This is a genomic window from Mycobacterium asiaticum, from assembly GCF_001668675.1.
Classification (GTDB): Bacteria; Actinomycetota; Actinomycetes; order Mycobacteriales; family Mycobacteriaceae; genus Mycobacterium; species Mycobacterium asiaticum_D.
Map to the genome: position 1 here is coordinate 70,535 of NZ_LZKQ01000331.1, position 14,992 is coordinate 85,526.

The window sequence follows — 14,992 nt, forward strand, 5'->3', positions numbered from 1 at the left end:
AGTGCGCGGTTAGTCCTGGGTCTCGACGACCAGCACCTCGGTCTTGGCGCGCCGGGACACCGTACGCGGCACCGAGCCGACGACCCGGCCAACCAGCGAGTTGTTTCCCACGTCGCCCACCACCAGCAGGTCGGCGTCGACATCCTCCACCAGCTGCACCAGGGCGTCGACGGCAGAGCCTTCGACGGCGCGCTCCTCCACCTCGGTGGCGCCGGCGTCACGCGCCCGGGAAGCGGCTTGGCGCAACATCTCATACACCGGAGCGTTGCCCTCGTTGCGATATTTCTCATTGCGATGCTGGTCCGGATCGGGCCCGGCACGATTATGGTCGGAGTCGGTGAACGCCGACGCGACGATCAGCTTGGCGCCGGATTCGGCGGCGATCTCCGCCGCGCGGTCAACCGCACGAAACGACGTGTCCGATCCGTCGGTGCCTACCACCACGACCTGATATTTGCCCATCTGAACCTCCCGAGGTGTCCGAGATGGACTAGCCGCTGGCCACGGATTTGAAACTAGGAACCGTCCAGGGCCAGGATCAGTTTGCCGGTGTTCTCGCCGCGGAACAGCGCGAGCAATACGTCAGGGAAGTCGCCGACGTCGCCGTGGACGACTTGTTCGTGCGAGCGCAACTCGCCACTGCGCAGCCAATCTGCTAGCCGCACAACGGCTTCGCCGTAGCGGTCAGCGTAGTCGAAGATGACGAAACCGGTCATGGACGCCCGCGCAACCAGCAACTGCATGTAGTTGGCGGGGCCGCGCAACTCGTCGGTGGCGTTGTATTGCGAGATGGCCCCACAGATGACGACGCGGGCCCCGCGCGCCAGCCGGGCCAGCGCGGCTTCCAGCGTCGGCCCGCCGACATTGTCGAAGAAAACGTCAATACCGTTGGGCGCGTGCACCTTCAGCTGCCGGCGCAGATCGCCGGTCCGGTAGTCGATCGCGGCGTCGAACCCGAGTTCTTCGACCAGCCAGCGGCACTTGTCCGGGCCGCCGGCGATACCGACCACCCGGCAACCGTTGATCCGCGCGATCTGTCCCGCGATGCTACCGACCGAACCGGCCGCCCCCGAGATGACGACCGTTTGTCCCGGTTGCGGCTTCCCGACATCAAGCAGCCCGAAATAGGCTGTCAGGCCGCTGATTCCCAGTGCGCCGAGATGGACCGGGGCGGGCGCCAGGGTGGTGTCCACAGATGTCACATCCCGGCCGTCGGAGATCGCGTAACGCTGGACTCCGAAGGTGCCGTACACCTCGTCACCGACGGCGAATTTCGGGTGCTGCGAGTCGATTACGCGCCCGATACCGCCCGCGCGCATCACCTCACCGATCTCCACCGGCGGCACATAGGACCGACCGGCGTTCATCCAGGTGCGCATCGCCGGGTCGACCGACAGGTACTCGACCCGCACCAGGAACTGGCCTTCGGAAACGGTTCCGACCGACTCTTCGGCGATCTGCCAGTCGGAGACCTTGGGCAGGCCGACGGGGCGGTTGGCCAGCCGGCATACGGTGTTGGTTTGGGTCACGATCGGTCTCCTTCGGCTATTGCGGCAAGGGTCGCCCGGGCGCCCGGGTCTTCGGCGGTGGCAGGCACCACGGCGACGCAGTCGGCGCCCGCTTCGCGGTAGGAGCGCAGGCGCGCGGCAATGCGCTCCGCAGACCCCAACGCGCCCACTCCGTCGAGCAATTCCAGCGGGATCTCGGCCGCCAGTGCACGGCGCGGGGCGCCGGCCCGCGCCTTGGCCACCAAATCACCGAAGCCGAGCGCGGCGAACATCTCCCCATATCCGGGTGGGGCGAGGTACACCGCCACCTGACCGGCCAGCTGAGCGTGCGCGGCGGCGCCGGGGTCGACGGCAACCGGCACCCACACTGTCAGGCGAGGCGGCGGGCGGTCGGTCGCGGCATCGTCGAGCAGGCTACGCACCTCGGCCACCCGGGCCGGTGAAGCGAGGTTGAGCACCACTTCGTCGGCCCGCCGCGCCGCCAGCCGCAGCATTCCGGAACCGAAGGCACCCAACGCGATTCGCGTCTCCGGAACTGGGGTCCGCAACCGAAACCCATGACTTGCGACGTGCCGGCCGGCATAGTCGACGCGCGTGCCATCCAGCATCGGTCGTAGGCATTCGATCGTTTCCCGCATCACGGTGACGTGGTGGGCCCAGGGACGGTTGTGCCAGCCGGCCACGATCACCGGACTCGAGGCCCCCAGCGCGATGTCGACCCGACTGCCGGTCAGCGAGGCGACGGTACTGACCCCCAGCGCTAGCGTCACCGGGCCGCGCACCCCGATGGCCAACGGTCCGATCTTGAGCGCCAACCCCGGGGCTTGCACCCCGATCGCGGTCGCCAGCGCGAAGGCGTCATACGTCGCCATCTCGCCGATCCAGAGCGAATCGAACCCAGTCTGCGCTGCGGTGAGCGCGATCTGGATGGTTTCCTGGTCGGGCCGGTCGAGCCAAAACGGCAGGACGGCTTCGATGGCTGTCACAGCATCGTGACGTCGGCGGGCAGGCCGAGCAGGACGCGACCGGGCAGCTCACGCGATGCCTCGTTGACCTGGAAGTGGGCGGTGGCGGTGAACGCGTCGCGGAATCGGCGCTGCAGCGGGGAATCGTCATAGATGGCACTGCTGCCCGCCAGGTCATACAGGGTGCGCACCACATCGGCCGACGTGCGCGCCGCATGGGTCGCCGCCAGCCGGAGCCGGTTGCGCAAATCCACTGGCACCGGCCCGGACTCGTGGCTGGCCTGCCAAGCGGTGTCGATCGCCTCGTAGTACAACGCGCGCGCCGCACTCAATGACGACTCCGCAGTTGCCACCGCCGCCTGGGTGGCAGGGCGCTCGGCCAAAGTCCGCGTGGACCCGAGTCCCTTTTTGCCGGCGGCCAATTCCGCGAAATCGTCGATGGCGGCGCGGGCATTGCCCAGCGTGGCCGCACCGATCGACAGCGCGAAGAACCCGAACACCGGGAACCGGTACAGCGGCCGGTCCAGCACGGGCCCGTCGAACAACGAGAACACGCGTTCGGACGGGACGAAAATCTCATCGGCGACGGTGTCGTGGCTGCCGGTGCCGCGCAGACCCAACGTGTGCCAGTTGTCGAGCACTTGCAGATCGTCCTTGGGCAGCGCGACGACCGACGGGATGCGGCCGTCGTCAACGAAACAGCCGGCGAACAGAACGTCTGCGTGGGTGATTCCGCTACAGAACGGCCACCGCCCGGAAACGATCACGCCGCCGTCGACGGATCGCGCCTTACCCCGCGGTGCCCACACGCCGGCAGCGACGCCCCTTCCGCCGCCGAACATTTCGTCGCGGGCGCCCGGTGGAAGGTACGCGACCAGCAGGGCGCTGGTGATCGCGATCGACACGCACCAACCCGCCGCGGCGTCGCCGCGGGCAATCGCTTCGGCGCACCGCAGTGCGATCGGCGGCTCGAGTTCGAGTGCGTCGACCTCGCGCGGCATGGTCGCGCGCAGCAGACCGGCGTCGTTGAGGCGATCGACGAGATCCGGCGCGAGCCTGTGTTCGCGTTCGGTCTGCGCCGAGACCTCTCGGGCCGACAGCGCGATTTTCTCGGCGACAACTTCGAGGTCAGGGTGGCTCATCAGCGGCTCCCAATAGCGGTGGCGGTTCAATTACGTTACCACGTGCGGTTCAGGAATGTAACCGGTACAGTGAATGAACTATGTCGGCCGCCGATCTGTCCCACCGCTTCCAGGGCGAATCCGTTGGCCGCGCTTTGGAGTTGGTCGGCGAGCGTTGGACGCTGCTGATCCTGCGCGAGGCGTTCTTCGGTGTGCAGCGCTTCGGCCAGCTGGCGCGCAACCTCAATATCCCGCGGCCCACGCTGTCGACGCGGCTACGGATGCTGGTTGAGGCGGGCCTCTTGGACCGGGTGCCCTATTCGCAGGATCCCGAGCGCCATGAATACCGGCTCACCGACGCGGGCCGCGAGCTCTTCGGGGCGATCGTCGTGCTGATGCACTGGGGGGACCGGCACCTACCCCTACCGGACGGACCCCCAATTGTGTTGCGCCACAATCAGTGCGGCGAGATCGCCGAGCCACGTCTGGTCTGCGCGCACTGCGAGCAGGAGATCACCGCGCGCAATGTGACGCCCGAGGCGGGCCCGGGCTTTCGCGACTAGCGCGCGTCACGGCGCCGGGCAGGCGTCCGCGATCTGGATCGAAGCCGGCCACAAGATGGTGGTCAGCCCGAATGCCGCGACGTCGGCGCCTGCGGGTGTCACCTGCGACAGCCGCGCCTGGATCCGCTCCACCTGCGGGTAGTGCAGAGAAGCCCACACCAAGCCGACGCACAAGTAGGGCAGCGCTAGCCACAGCGCCAGCTCGATCAGGGCCGCGACGCTGAGCTGGTAGGCCAACACTCCCCGCAGCCGATCCATCGCGGTCATGAGTCAGATCAGCGGACGGCCCCGCCGCACCCGGCTGCGCACATCCGCGAGCAGGACGTGACTGCCGCCCTGGCGAACGAAGGGCGGCAGGAAGCGGTTGGCGAAAGCGACTAGCAGGAACAGGTATTCGAAGCGGCGCTGCTTGCCTTTGCTCCAGGAGACGCCGAGCGCCTCCCGAAAGACCGGCGCCAGGAAGCCGACGGTCAAGAACTTCAGCAGCCGATGGAACGGCAGCCGCAGCAACGGATTGATCATGCGGAGGTCGATCAGCTCCATCAGATAATTGCCGACGACCTCCCCCACCTCGACCTGCCGGCACGCCTGAATCCAGTAGTCGTCGAACGCTTTTCGGGTCCGCGGCCACTGGTCTTCCCGGACTTGCAGGGTGGTGCCCAGCGTCCATGCGGAGCGGTAGAACTGTTCGGCCTGCTCGTCATTCATCGGCCCGCGCAACAGCTGATAGGTGTCTTCCAATCCGACAAACAGGCACGCGGCTACCCACATCTGCAGGTCACGGTCGAACGCGTTGTAGCGGACGGGACTTTCGGGCTCCGACTTCACATGCCGGTGCGCCCCATCGACGGCCGCCCGGAACGCGGCGCGGTCCTGCGGCGAGCCGAAGACCGCCACCGCCAGATACTGAAAGGTGGTCCGCGCCCGCTTCCAGGGATGCTTCAACAGATTGCCGGAGTCGACCTTCGACTCCACGACCCCGTAGCCCACACCCGGCCGGGACAATTGCATGATCACGTTCGCCGCGCCGGCAGCGAACGCCCAGAAGTCCATCGCCTCGCGAACATCGACCGGGGCATCGGTCCAGCGGGCCGTCTGCCGGGTGACGCGGATGCGGGTGTCTGCGATGGACAGCGCGGCGCGCTCGACGGACGGGCTATCCGGAACAGACATTCACCCCCACCCCCAGTTCTGTGCGTCTTGCCATGACTCAAATCTAACCCCAACAGGCATTGCGCGGTTCTGATACGACGATGGGAGAGAAATGGCTGCCGGAATAAGGGTTAACATATTGGTACTCGATTCCATCCCGGACGCACTCTCCAAGAGGGCCGAAGATGCTCACCAAGCTGCGCGACCTGCTCGATTACAAGATGACCATCGCCGAATGGCTGGGGCTGGCCGTCATCCTCGGCATCCCGTATTTCCTGGTGGGACTGGTGTGGTCATCGACGCATACCGAGCACTTGCAACGCCTGCACGGCGCGGACCTGGTGGTGTCCTTCCTGGGTTCGATCGTGTCCTGGCCGGTGCTGCTGTTTTCGAATGTCTGCATGACCTGAGGCGCGGCGTCAGCCGCGCAGGTGCGTGATCTGGATCAGGTTGCCGCAGGTGTCGTCGAGCACGGCCGTGGTCACCGGTCCCATGTCGGCGGGCTCCTGAGTGAAGAGCACTCCGAGCCCGCTCAGCCGCTGATATTCCGCGTGCACATCGTCGACGGCGAAGGACGTGAACGGGATGCCATCCGCGATCAACGCTTCCTTGAACGGCTTGGCCGCCGGATGCTGGTCGGGCTCGAGGACCAGCTCGGTGCCGTCCGGATCCTCCGGGGACACCACGGTGATCCACCGGTGTTCGCCCATCGGCACGTCGTGCTTCTGCTTGAACCCGAGGACCTCGGTGTAGAAGCGCAGTGCCTTGTCCTGGTCGTCGACCAGCACACTGGTCAGGTTAATTCTCATGGTGTTCCCTTCCCCCGGTTCAGCCACCGGGCAACGATCGGCTCGAGCGGCGCGGTGTTGATGTAGTGAAACTTGTATCGGCCTTCGCGGCGCACCTCGACGAGGCCGGCGTCCTCGAGAACGTCCAGATGCTGAGAGATCGCCTGCCGAGACGAGCTCATGCCGTGCTTCGTCGTCAGCCGCGCGCAGATCTCGAACAGCGTCTGTCCGGTTCGGTCGGTCAGTTCGTCCAGGATGGTGCGGCGCGTGGGGTCGGCCAAGGCCTTGAAGACGTCGCCCACCCACCCGACGTTATGCAAGCAGCTACTTGCCTGTCAATGACTCACTGCGGGTGGCCGGCCAGGTACTCGGCGACGGGAATTCGCTCCGACGCGACGTACCCGACCGGCAACAGCACGTCCCCCGACGTGGTCAGGTAGTAGACATCCCACCGGTGATAGCCGGCGAAAGCCGCCGGATCAGCGCCGATCGCGGCGGCGTAGTCATTGACCGCGCCAACGTAGTGGCTCGAGTGGTTGTAGCTGTAGATGGCGCCATCGTGATTACCCGCAAAGCCGTTCGCGGCGAGCATGCGACCGGCCGCCATGATGCTGTCCCGTGGGGAATGGATGTCGCCGCCCCCGCCGTAGCTGGCAAACGTCGACGGCAAGAACTGCATGGGGCCCTGGGCACCGGCGTTGCTCACCCCGGAGATGCGGCCGAAGTCGGTCTCGACCATGTTGATCGCCGCCAGGTAGTTCCAGCCGACACCAGTGGCCGCCTCGGCCTCACGGTAGTAGCCGAGCAACTCGTTGAGCGGCGCCGGCGGGTCGATCCGCCAAGCCGGCAGTGTCGGCCTCGTCTCCGGACCGTTCAACGCCATCAGGTGATGGCGGGCATCGACGTTGAGGTCATAGATGCCGGCAAGTGACGCGGGGATGATCGGCCGCACGGTCGGCTCCCACTCAGGGTGCCGCCCGATGGCGCGGTACGCCGCCTGCTCGCGAAGCGCGGCGGCCTGCAGCACCGCCTCCGAGGAGGACGGATCGCGCAGCGCCTGCTCGTCGGCCACCAGGTCGCGGGCCAGCTGCGCGGGGTCGGAAGCCAGCGCCGGTTGCGCGGCCGACTCTCCGTAGCCCACCAGGCCCGACATGGTCACCGCGACGAATAGGGCTCCACCGCAACGCAGCATGCGCGAACGGATCTTGGGAACATCCATGGCGTCGACCTCGAGGCTGGTATGCGGGTGTTAGCCCTACATCTTGTCCGCTCGCCGGTGATTGGCCAAGGGCTTCACCACGCGGGTTGCGGGTCTAACATCGCCGCTTGGCTGCCCTGCCACTGGTAACGGACGGTGGTGATGGGTCCCGGGCAGGCCGTGCAGACCTCTCGGCCGTCCTTGTAGTCAAGGGCGACGATTTCGTCGGTGGTCTTTGCCTTGTTCAGGCTGGTGAACGGGTAGGCCTTGGAGGTTGCGACCCCGACGAAGCTGCCCTTGTGGAACAGCAGCGCGAGATCCGGCGAACTTCCGGTGGCACCGATCACGGTGATAATGACGGTCGACAGGGTGGCGCACGGGTTGTAGTTGCTGCTCGGATCGAAGCTGTGGGTGTTCGTGTCCCATGCCCCGTTGCCGGGTAGCGCGGGTATTTGTTTGATCGCTGCCTGTATTTCCGGGGCCGTGAGGTTCACTCCGCATGTGGTGGGTTCGGCCTGCGCGGGCGCGGCCAACGGACTCAACGAGCAGAGGACGGCGATAAGCGCGGACAAGACAACTACTCGCATCGAACACTGCCTCCTGGTTGGCTGCATCCATCGTGGCGCGGTGTCATCCCCGCAAGAAGGAATGCTGCGAAGTTGTGTCGAAGAAGTGACCTGCGCGGTGCGCTGAGCTCAGCGTCCGCCGTGCTTGGGCTGGTTCGGGACACCCGGGAACAACTGCTCGTTTGAGCCCGACGTCACCCAGCCGCCCAGCTTGGTGACGAGATGCGGCGCAAAGACCGCGCCGTAGAGCAGGTTTCCGATCAGGATGACGGCCACGATGGACAGCGCGGCCGATTGGGCGGGTGTCTTCGACAGCTTGTCGGCCCACATCTTGATGACATTGCGGCCCTGGGCATCGGTTCGGCCGAGCAGGTAGGTGAAGACCATCATCTGCACGCCCAGCGCGATGGAGTCATAGATCGGGTACTGATGCTTGGTTCCCTCGAAGACTGCGAGCCCGGGAATGACGTAGCCGTAGTAGAAGACGCCGAGCCGGGCCCCGACGAATGCGTTGAACAGGAACGCCCAGCAAAACCCGATGGTGAAGCCGGCGCTGAGCAGCGTGATCGGTCGCCGCCACCCGAACCGCGCGCTCAGTCGTCGGCCGAGCGCCGCGCCGATCACCGCAGGCAGGACGAAGTAGCCGATGTAGCCGAGGGGGACGGACGACGGCAGCCCTCCCCAGGTCATGTTCAAGGGCCACCAGGACGGCATACGGGGTAGCGCGGGTGGAAATTGGGCGTACATGGCCCAGTCGTATGGCGCCTCAATCCACGAGAAAGAGATCGCCGAGATACACAGCAGCAGCAGCGGGTGCAGCCGGCGGCCCCGGATACTCAAATACACACCGAGCGCGGTGAACACGATGCCGCTGCCCCAGCCGAAGATGACCGCCGCCGTCAGCAACGGCGTCAGCTCGGTGTTCATCGGTCCCGCTCGTCGGCCGCACCGCCGCGCGCTTCGGGGTCGAAGTACAGGACCGCGCCGAAGATCAGGGCGATCAGCCCGAACAGGGTGCCGAGCATGATGACCGCGCCCACGACGATTCCCTTCGACAGCGACACCAACTTTGAATAGTGCACACTATTCAAAGTGACGGGTCAAAATGGCTATCGTGAATGCCGTGCGCCAGCCGTCCCGCCGGCCCCGCGGTGAGCCGCGCAGGTTGCTGCTCGACGCGGCACGTGCGCTGTTTGCCCGCCAGGATTACCGCACCACGACGACTCGCGAGATCGCCGAGGCCGCTGGCGTTTCCGAATACCTGCTGTTCCGCAACTTCGGTTCGAAGGCCGGACTGTTCCGGGAAGCGCTCGTCCTTCCGTTCACGAACTTCGTCGACGAGTTCGGACGGACCTGGCAATCGGTCGTCCCGGAAGAGACCGACGAAGAAGAATTGGCCCGGCACTTCGTCGGCCGGCTCTACGACGTGATGGTGGAACACCGAGGCCTGCTGCTGACGCTCGCGGCAGCCGAGACGTTCAGCGAGGCGGAGATGACCGACGCCGGCATCGCCGATATCCGGCGTGCCATCGGGGTGCTCGGCCGAATCAGCGCCGAAGGCATGCAATTACGCGGATTGCGCTCGAGCCAACCAGACCTGCCCGCGCACTCCACGGTCGCCACCATCGTGGGCATGGTGGCGCTGCGCTCGACGTTCTTCGGCGAGCAACAACCTTCCCGCGACGTGATCGTCGACGAACTGGTGCAAGCGACTCTGCACGGCTTCCTGCATCGCCAGTAACGAGTCCCGGCTCAGTGCAACGGTTCTTCGCCGGCGATTACCGTGCGATGCATGAGGCGGCCACTGTCCGCGGCATACGGCAGCGCCCGGTGCATCGTCCCGGTGTTGTCCCACACGAGCAGGTCACCGACCTGCCACTCGTGCCGGTAGACATAGCGCGGTTGCGTGGCCCAATCACGAAGGCGCGCAAGCAGTGCGCGACTCTCCTCTACCGAGAGGCCGAGCACGTAATCCGCGGTCGCGCCGAGCAGCAGCGACTTGCGGCCGGACCGGTGCGTCCAGACCAACGGGCACGACTTCGTCGGAGACTTCTGCCAAAAGCAGACTTCCTCGTAACTCATTTCGGGACGTACGTAGTACTGCGACCGCTCGGCACTGTGGACCACCCGAAGGTCGGCGATGGCCGCCTTGTCGGCATCGGGCAGATCCTCGTATGCGGCGTAGGTGTTGCAGAATTCGGTTTGTCCGCCGGAATCTGACAACGTGATCGCCCGCAGCACGGTGGCGAGATTGGGATAGGGCTGCAGCGAGCCGTCGAAATGCCAGAACATCGAACCCTTGAGGTACTCGGCGCGCTGATTCACCCGCTGATCGAGTGAAATCTTGTAGATGCCGTCCTCGCCCTCGTTCTGCACAATGCTGCCAAGGGATTTGGCGATGGTGACCTGCTGCTCATCGCTGATCTGCAGGCCGCGAAAGAAGACCACTCCGCGCCGCCCCAGCGTGGCCCGGATGGCCCCGGCCGCGCTGCCACTGAGCAACGTCTGCAGGTCTGTCCTGATCTCGCTGCCGATCAGCGGTGTGCGGTTGATGATTTCGAGCCGTGCGGTGGACAGTCCCATGATCAGCTCAGCCTGGTGAGGATGGTGTTCGCCGAATGCTTGACTCGCGGTTGTCGCCACAACTCGACCGCCAGAGACACGGTGATCAGGGAGTACAACAGGTTGCGCAGGTTCGCGACATCCTCGGGCAGCGGTTCGGAATAGTCGAACTTGTCGATATAGGCGACCGCCTCTTCGGCGTGTGGGAACACTTCGTCGTAGAACGCCTGGATCTCGGCCATCGAGCTGTTGACGCGTTTCACGTAGCGCTCGTGCCCGTCCTCGATGGCCCACTCCGCGACCAAGTGTTCGAGAGCGGAAAACTCCGGCGGCAGCGTGGTATTCATCGGTCAACCGCTGCCCGAGCCCGCTCACCGGCTGTCACGTAGTCGCCGACCACCTTGTGCAGGTGGCGCAACAGGATCTCCTCGTCGTTCATCGTGAAGTGCGTGAGTACGCCACTGTTGAGCATCGCCTGCAGACCTTCGGACGGGCTGGCGTCTTCCAGGATGATGTCGTTGAGGAAAGTCACCGTCAGCTCCTGACCGAGCCGCTCCTTGTGGGTCTTGGGTGGCTGGTAGAACATCTCGGCTTCGAAGATGTGCGAGTGCGGACCCGTCGGCCAATGGGTGTGCGTGCTGAATCCCGAGGCACCGAAGATCAGCACGAAGTTCGGGAAGAACTGAAAGGAATCGAAGCCGTACTTTTCCGACTGCGTGGGATTCAGACCCGCCGGCATGGGGCCGCGATCGGTTCGCTTGTGCCACGGGCCTGCAGCGCTTGCTTCCATCACGCATTCGATCGGCTTTGAGTATGGCGTTTTCTGCGACGGCTCCCCGGAAAACGAGAACATTCGGTGCGGTCCGCTGAGCTGATAGGCCAACGCGTCGGTAAACGGGTTCGGCTGGTCGAACGCCTCTCTGGCCTCGGCCGTGAGAGCACCGAATGAAGCGGCGTGCAGGTAGGGGCCGTGATAACTCTCGGCGAAGCCGTCGAGGAAGATCTTCCAGTTGCACTGCAACTCCACCGTGAACCGGTATACCTGGTGCGGACCGGCGAAGGGGTAACCCTCGATGCCATGGGCCAGCTCGCCGAGGTAGGAGCGCAGCGGCTCGGTGTTGTGCGGGTTGAGGTTGATGAAGATGAAACCTTCCCATACCTCGCACTGGATTCCGGGCACCCGGCAGCTGTCCGCATCGAAGTCCAGCAGCAGGTCCTTGCGGGTCGCAGCGTGCAGGGAGCCGTCCAGGTTGTACCGCCAGCCATGGAAACGGCAGTACAGCAAGGGCGCTCGGCCCTGGACCTCGTGGAACGGATCGTCCTGCCACAGCAACTTGTTGCCGCGGTGCGGACAGATGTTATGGAAGGCGCGGATGATGTCGTCCTTGCCGCGCACGATGATGACCGAGGTGTTGAGGAACTGGAGTTCGCGGGTGAAATAGCTGCCGGCGCGCGGCACCCGTTCCACGCGTCCGACATAGAGCCAGGTCTTCTTGAAGACGTGCTCGCGTTCCTTTTCGTAGAACTCCGGCGACACGCAGTCTTCCAGCGACACCTGGCCACGTCCCAGCTCCGGGTAGGCGTCGGTCCAGTGTCCACTTGCCGGCTTGCTCAGTACGTAGCGACCCATGAGGCCTGCCTCCTCTCGGCCCCGATCCCACTCCCGGGGAGAAGTTAGCACTTGACCAGTTGCGCAAATAGGCCTTCACTTGCAACACCCTGTTGCATTTTCGGAACGCCACCATGAAACAAAACTTGCCGTTCGACCTCGATGCCCTGCTGGTATTCGGCAAGGTGGTCGAGTGCCGGAGCCTGTCTAAGGCGGCGACGCTGCTGGGGATGCCGAAATCGACCGTCAGCCGCAAGCTCAGCAAGCTGGAGGCCGACCTCGGAATCAAGCTGCTCCGGAAAAACACCCATCAACTCTCGGTGACTGATCTCGGCGAGAAGATCTACTGCCACGGCGTGAACATCCTTGCCGAGGCCAACGAGGTCCGCGCACTGGTGGAGGAGAGCAAGCAGGAACCGCACGGTGAGCTGCGCGTGGCGATACCGGTGTTCGTCGGCATCGACTACGCCTCGCGGGTCGGTGCCGCGTTCCTGCGCCGCTATCCGAATTCGTGCTTGGATATCCGGTTGGTAGACACCGTCGTTCACCCGGTGCACGACGGGTTCGACGTCGTATTCGGCACCGGTCCGCTGCCAGATTCCACCCTGATCGCCCGAAAAGTGTTCAGCCTGCGGCTTTTTCTGTGTGCATCGGCCGACTTTGTCCGCGCGCTTCCCGAACCCCTCACCACTGCGGCGCAGCTGAAATCCGTGCCCTTCATCGACTGCGGTGTCTGCGAAGGGTCCGGTAAGCTCACGCTCGCCAAGAACAAGCGGCGCTATGAGCTGACCCCACTGGTCCGGGCCCGCGCCAACAACTATCAGGTCGGCAAACAATACATCCTGCAGGGACTGGGCGTCGGCGCGATGCCCAACCAGATCATCGTCACGGCCGAGTTGCGCGACGGAAGCATTGTCCCGGTGCTCCCGGACTGGAGCCTGCCCCGCATGGACGTCTACATGATCCATCCATTCCAGCTGTCCTTCTCGACGCTGATCAGCGCTTTCTACGAGACGGCGTGCGACATCATCACCGAGAACTCCGCACGGGCGTGACCACTACAGCTCCGGAATGACCGAGGCGAGGAACTCCTGGGTCCGCCGTCGCGACTGGGCGCGCGCCGGCACGTCGTCACCGAGCGGGACGACGCGGGCCGCCAGGTCGGTGACGCCGGCATCCCGGTAGCGGCGTAACCGCGCGAGGACGGCCGCCTCGTCCCCGGCCGCCATGGTGTCGCCCACATCCCTGGCGTCACCATGTTCAAGCAGGCGAACATAATTCGGCGAGAAGTCCGCGTGTCCCAGAACCTCGCTGGCATAGCCGCGCGCCTTCTCCGCCTCGCTGTTGGCGCAGAGGGCGACGGGAACACCGGCCACGATCCGCGGCTCGGGACCTCCGGCGGCCGCGGCGGCGATGTGTGGCACCACATGAGCCCGGATGGCCCGCTCGTCGGCCATCCACAGGATGGTGCCGGCCGTGCGCTCGCCGGCGATACGCAGCATCTTCGGCCCCAGCGCCGCCAACAGGACGGGCATCTGGAAGCCGTCGGCGACATCGACGCTGGAATGAACGCGGTAGCTGTCGTTCTCCACGTGGACCGAACCGACGCCTTCGAATGCCGCCTTCAGCACGTCGAGATAGTCACTGACCAAATGCGCCGGCCGGTCATAGGGCAACCCAAGCTGCCCGGTGACGATCCAGTGATGGGAGGGGCCGATGCCGAGCGTGAACCTGCCGCCGCACGCCACCTGGGTGGTCAGTGCCTGCTGGGCCATGGCCATGGGATGGCGCGTCTGGATCGGCACGACGGCCGTACCCAACTCGATACGGTCGGTGGCCTGGCCCAGCACGGTGAGGGCGGTCATCGCATCCAGGTAACCCGGCACCTGTGGCATCCAAAACGACTGGAAGCCAAGGCTTTCGGCGCGCATAGCGTCGTCGATCAGCCCGGCCACCCGGTCGGCACGCGGGCGCTCCTTGTCGGAGCCGACCATCAGACCAACGCGCACGACACCCACCGATCAGGGCACATAGCGATCCCACTGGTAGGGCACGACGACGTGAAACGGTGCGGCCAGCAGCGCTTCGGTGCCCGACGCACGCCAGCCGGCTTCGAGTGCCGGGGCCAGGTGCCCGGTCGTGGCCACCGGGTCGCCGTCCAGGAAGCAATAGCTGATCCACTGGGCGGGTTCTTGCGCCGCGGACCAGACGCCCGCCACCCCGTCGATGTCGGCCAGCCCGTCGCTCGGCGCGGTCCCCCGCTCGACCAGCAGGAAGACTCCCCGCAGCGGTAGCCACGGCAGCACGTCGGCGCCAACCATGACCCGCGGAGCGGCGGACTTGCGCCCCACCTCGTACACCCCTCGTTGCACCGGCGGCAGCAACGGCATCATCCGCCCGGCGTCGCGCAACGCCCTGCCGAGCTCGGTGAACGCCTCCAGCCCGCCGCGGTCGCTGAAGAAGTATGTCATCACATGGTCGACGGGATCGAAAGGCTCCCGGCTGACCACCCGAGCCGACCGGCACTCAGGCGTGGACACCAAACGCAGGGACGCACGCAGGCTTGGCAGGCGGTATTGCTCGGGACGGTGATCCAGCGAGTGCCAGCGCAGGTAGTCCGCGTCGGCGCCGTCCGGATGGCGCTTCGCCATGGAAACGAACAGTGTGCTGATGTTGCCGTTGCCGGCGGCAAGGATACCGACGGCCTCGTCGGTGGGCGTGCCTATTCCTGGACGTCTGTCGGGTCCTCGCGATCGTCCGGCGAACACGAGGGAAGCTTATGCAGTGCGTCGGGATCGGGGTCGGCCGCCTGCAGGTACGGGCGGCCGTCGTCTGCGGTGGCGACCCGGATTGGAATCTCGGCGCCATCCGCGCAGTCGGGTTCCACGTAGAGCTCGAGTTCGCCGGAGCCGACGAACAATACGGCGTCGTCCGCGGAGAGTTTCCAGGGGTGGCCATCG

22 protein-coding genes are annotated in these 14,992 nt (G+C 65.5%); 4 read left to right on the forward strand and 18 right to left on the reverse strand.

Annotated elements, in window-relative coordinates; genetic code table 11:
• Positions 1-9: 9 nt before the first annotated feature.
• Genes A9X01_RS27885 through A9X01_RS27900 form a run of 4 tightly spaced genes read right to left on the reverse strand, consistent with a single transcriptional unit; the run spans position 10 to position 3,615 of the window.
• Complete coding sequence (locus A9X01_RS27885; protein WP_065123799.1) at positions 10-462, reverse strand: universal stress protein; 453 nt, start codon at positions 460-462, stop codon at positions 10-12.
• 53 nt (positions 463-515) lie between these two features.
• Entirely contained in the window at positions 516-1,529 is a 1,014-nt protein-coding gene (locus tag A9X01_RS27890) for an NADP-dependent oxidoreductase (protein WP_065123800.1), read from the reverse strand.
• On the reverse strand, positions 1,526-2,494 hold the full coding sequence (locus A9X01_RS27895) for an LLM class F420-dependent oxidoreductase (protein ID WP_065123801.1): 969 nt from the start codon (positions 2,492-2,494) through the stop codon (positions 1,526-1,528). The genes A9X01_RS27890 and A9X01_RS27895 overlap by 4 nt, the downstream gene beginning before the upstream one ends.
• Positions 2,491-3,615 (reverse strand): acyl-CoA dehydrogenase family protein, encoded by a 1,125-nt coding sequence (locus A9X01_RS27900; RefSeq protein ID WP_065123802.1) that lies wholly within the window; start codon positions 3,613-3,615, stop codon positions 2,491-2,493. Before A9X01_RS27900 ends, A9X01_RS27895 begins: the two co-directional genes overlap by 4 nt.
• An 80-nt stretch (positions 3,616-3,695) precedes the next feature.
• Here A9X01_RS27900 and A9X01_RS27905 point away from each other — a divergent pair, with 80 nt between their 5' ends.
• Entirely contained in the window at positions 3,696-4,157 is a 462-nt protein-coding gene (locus A9X01_RS27905) for a winged helix-turn-helix transcriptional regulator (protein WP_065123803.1), read from the forward strand.
• 6 nt (positions 4,158-4,163) lie between these two features.
• On the opposite strand, the gene A9X01_RS27910 is transcribed toward A9X01_RS27905, so the two are convergent.
• Together A9X01_RS27910 and A9X01_RS27915 are read right to left on the reverse strand one after the other, a co-directional pair.
• Entirely contained in the window at positions 4,164-4,424 is a 261-nt protein-coding gene (locus tag A9X01_RS27910) for a hypothetical protein (RefSeq protein WP_081282671.1), read from the reverse strand.
• 3 nt (positions 4,425-4,427) lie between these two features.
• The gene (locus A9X01_RS27915) at positions 4,428-5,330 is read right to left on the reverse strand and encodes an oxygenase MpaB family protein (protein WP_065123804.1); all 903 of its coding nucleotides are present in this window, start codon (positions 5,328-5,330) and stop codon (positions 4,428-4,430) included.
• 164 nt (positions 5,331-5,494) lie between these two features.
• On the opposite strand from A9X01_RS27915, the gene A9X01_RS27920 reads away from it, so the two are divergent.
• Positions 5,495-5,719: a hypothetical protein gene (locus A9X01_RS27920; protein ID WP_065036953.1), complete on the forward strand. Its 225-nt coding sequence runs from the start codon at positions 5,495-5,497 to the stop codon at positions 5,717-5,719.
• A 9-nt stretch (positions 5,720-5,728) separates the two neighbouring features.
• Here A9X01_RS27920 and A9X01_RS27925 read toward each other — a convergent pair whose 3' ends face one another.
• From A9X01_RS27925 to A9X01_RS30270, 6 genes are all read right to left on the reverse strand, one after another.
• Positions 5,729-6,118, reverse strand: a complete 390-nt coding sequence (locus tag A9X01_RS27925; RefSeq protein ID WP_065123805.1) for a VOC family protein — start codon at positions 6,116-6,118, stop codon at positions 5,729-5,731.
• Entirely contained in the window at positions 6,115-6,399 is a 285-nt protein-coding gene (locus A9X01_RS27930) for an ArsR/SmtB family transcription factor (RefSeq protein WP_065123806.1), read from the reverse strand. The genes A9X01_RS27925 and A9X01_RS27930 overlap by 4 nt, the downstream gene beginning before the upstream one ends.
• 41 nt (positions 6,400-6,440) lie before the next feature.
• A complete protein-coding gene (locus tag A9X01_RS27935) occupies positions 6,441-7,250 on the reverse strand; it encodes a lytic transglycosylase domain-containing protein (protein ID WP_065123824.1) in 810 nt (269 codons plus the stop codon).
• Positions 7,251-7,390: 140 nt separating this feature from the next.
• Entirely contained in the window at positions 7,391-7,882 is a 492-nt protein-coding gene (locus tag A9X01_RS27940) for an LppP/LprE family lipoprotein (protein WP_065123807.1), read from the reverse strand.
• 108 nt (positions 7,883-7,990) lie between these two features.
• Positions 7,991-8,788, reverse strand: coding sequence for a spirocyclase AveC family protein (locus tag A9X01_RS27945; protein ID WP_065123808.1), 798 nt, complete (start codon positions 8,786-8,788; stop codon positions 7,991-7,993).
• A complete protein-coding gene (locus A9X01_RS30270) occupies positions 8,785-8,943 on the reverse strand; it encodes a hypothetical protein (protein WP_155772324.1) in 159 nt (52 codons plus the stop codon). The genes A9X01_RS27945 and A9X01_RS30270 overlap by 4 nt, the downstream gene beginning before the upstream one ends.
• Before the next feature lie 23 nt (positions 8,944-8,966).
• On the opposite strand from A9X01_RS30270, the gene A9X01_RS27950 reads away from it, so the two are divergent.
• A complete protein-coding gene (locus tag A9X01_RS27950) occupies positions 8,967-9,602 on the forward strand; it encodes a TetR/AcrR family transcriptional regulator (protein ID WP_065123809.1) in 636 nt (211 codons plus the stop codon).
• A gap of 11 nt (positions 9,603-9,613) precedes the next feature.
• Here the strand turns inward: A9X01_RS27950 and A9X01_RS27955 are convergent, their stop codons facing one another.
• Genes A9X01_RS27955 through A9X01_RS27965 form a run of 3 tightly spaced genes read right to left on the reverse strand, consistent with a single transcriptional unit; the run spans position 9,614 to position 12,053 of the window.
• Entirely contained in the window at positions 9,614-10,444 is an 831-nt protein-coding gene (locus A9X01_RS27955) for a TauD/TfdA dioxygenase family protein (RefSeq protein WP_065123810.1), read from the reverse strand.
• 2 nt (positions 10,445-10,446) lie between these two features.
• Positions 10,447-10,770, reverse strand: coding sequence for a hypothetical protein (locus A9X01_RS27960; RefSeq protein WP_065123811.1), 324 nt, complete (start codon positions 10,768-10,770; stop codon positions 10,447-10,449).
• Positions 10,767-12,053: an aromatic ring-hydroxylating oxygenase subunit alpha gene (locus A9X01_RS27965; RefSeq protein WP_065123812.1), complete on the reverse strand. Its 1,287-nt coding sequence runs from the start codon at positions 12,051-12,053 to the stop codon at positions 10,767-10,769. The genes A9X01_RS27960 and A9X01_RS27965 overlap by 4 nt, the downstream gene beginning before the upstream one ends.
• A 113-nt stretch (positions 12,054-12,166) precedes the next feature.
• Here A9X01_RS27965 and A9X01_RS27970 point away from each other — a divergent pair, with 113 nt between their 5' ends.
• On the forward strand, positions 12,167-13,087 hold the full coding sequence (locus A9X01_RS27970; protein ID WP_065123813.1) for a LysR family transcriptional regulator: 921 nt from the start codon (positions 12,167-12,169) through the stop codon (positions 13,085-13,087).
• A 3-nt stretch (positions 13,088-13,090) separates the two neighbouring features.
• Here the strand turns inward: A9X01_RS27970 and A9X01_RS27975 are convergent, their stop codons facing one another.
• The 3 genes from A9X01_RS27975 to A9X01_RS30775 form a co-directional block, all read right to left on the reverse strand.
• Positions 13,091-14,041 carry a TIGR03564 family F420-dependent LLM class oxidoreductase gene (locus tag A9X01_RS27975; RefSeq protein WP_065123825.1) on the reverse strand — a complete coding sequence of 317 codons (951 nt, stop codon included), beginning with the start codon at positions 14,039-14,041 and terminating at the stop codon, positions 13,091-13,093.
• 12 nt (positions 14,042-14,053) lie between these two features.
• Entirely contained in the window at positions 14,054-14,800 is a 747-nt protein-coding gene (locus A9X01_RS27980) for a hypothetical protein (RefSeq protein WP_253849447.1), read from the reverse strand.
• Positions 14,755-14,992: hypothetical protein (locus tag A9X01_RS30775; RefSeq protein ID WP_172832624.1), on the reverse strand; the 238-nt coding region annotated here is incomplete at its 5' end. The genes A9X01_RS30775 and A9X01_RS27980, both read right to left, overlap by 46 nt.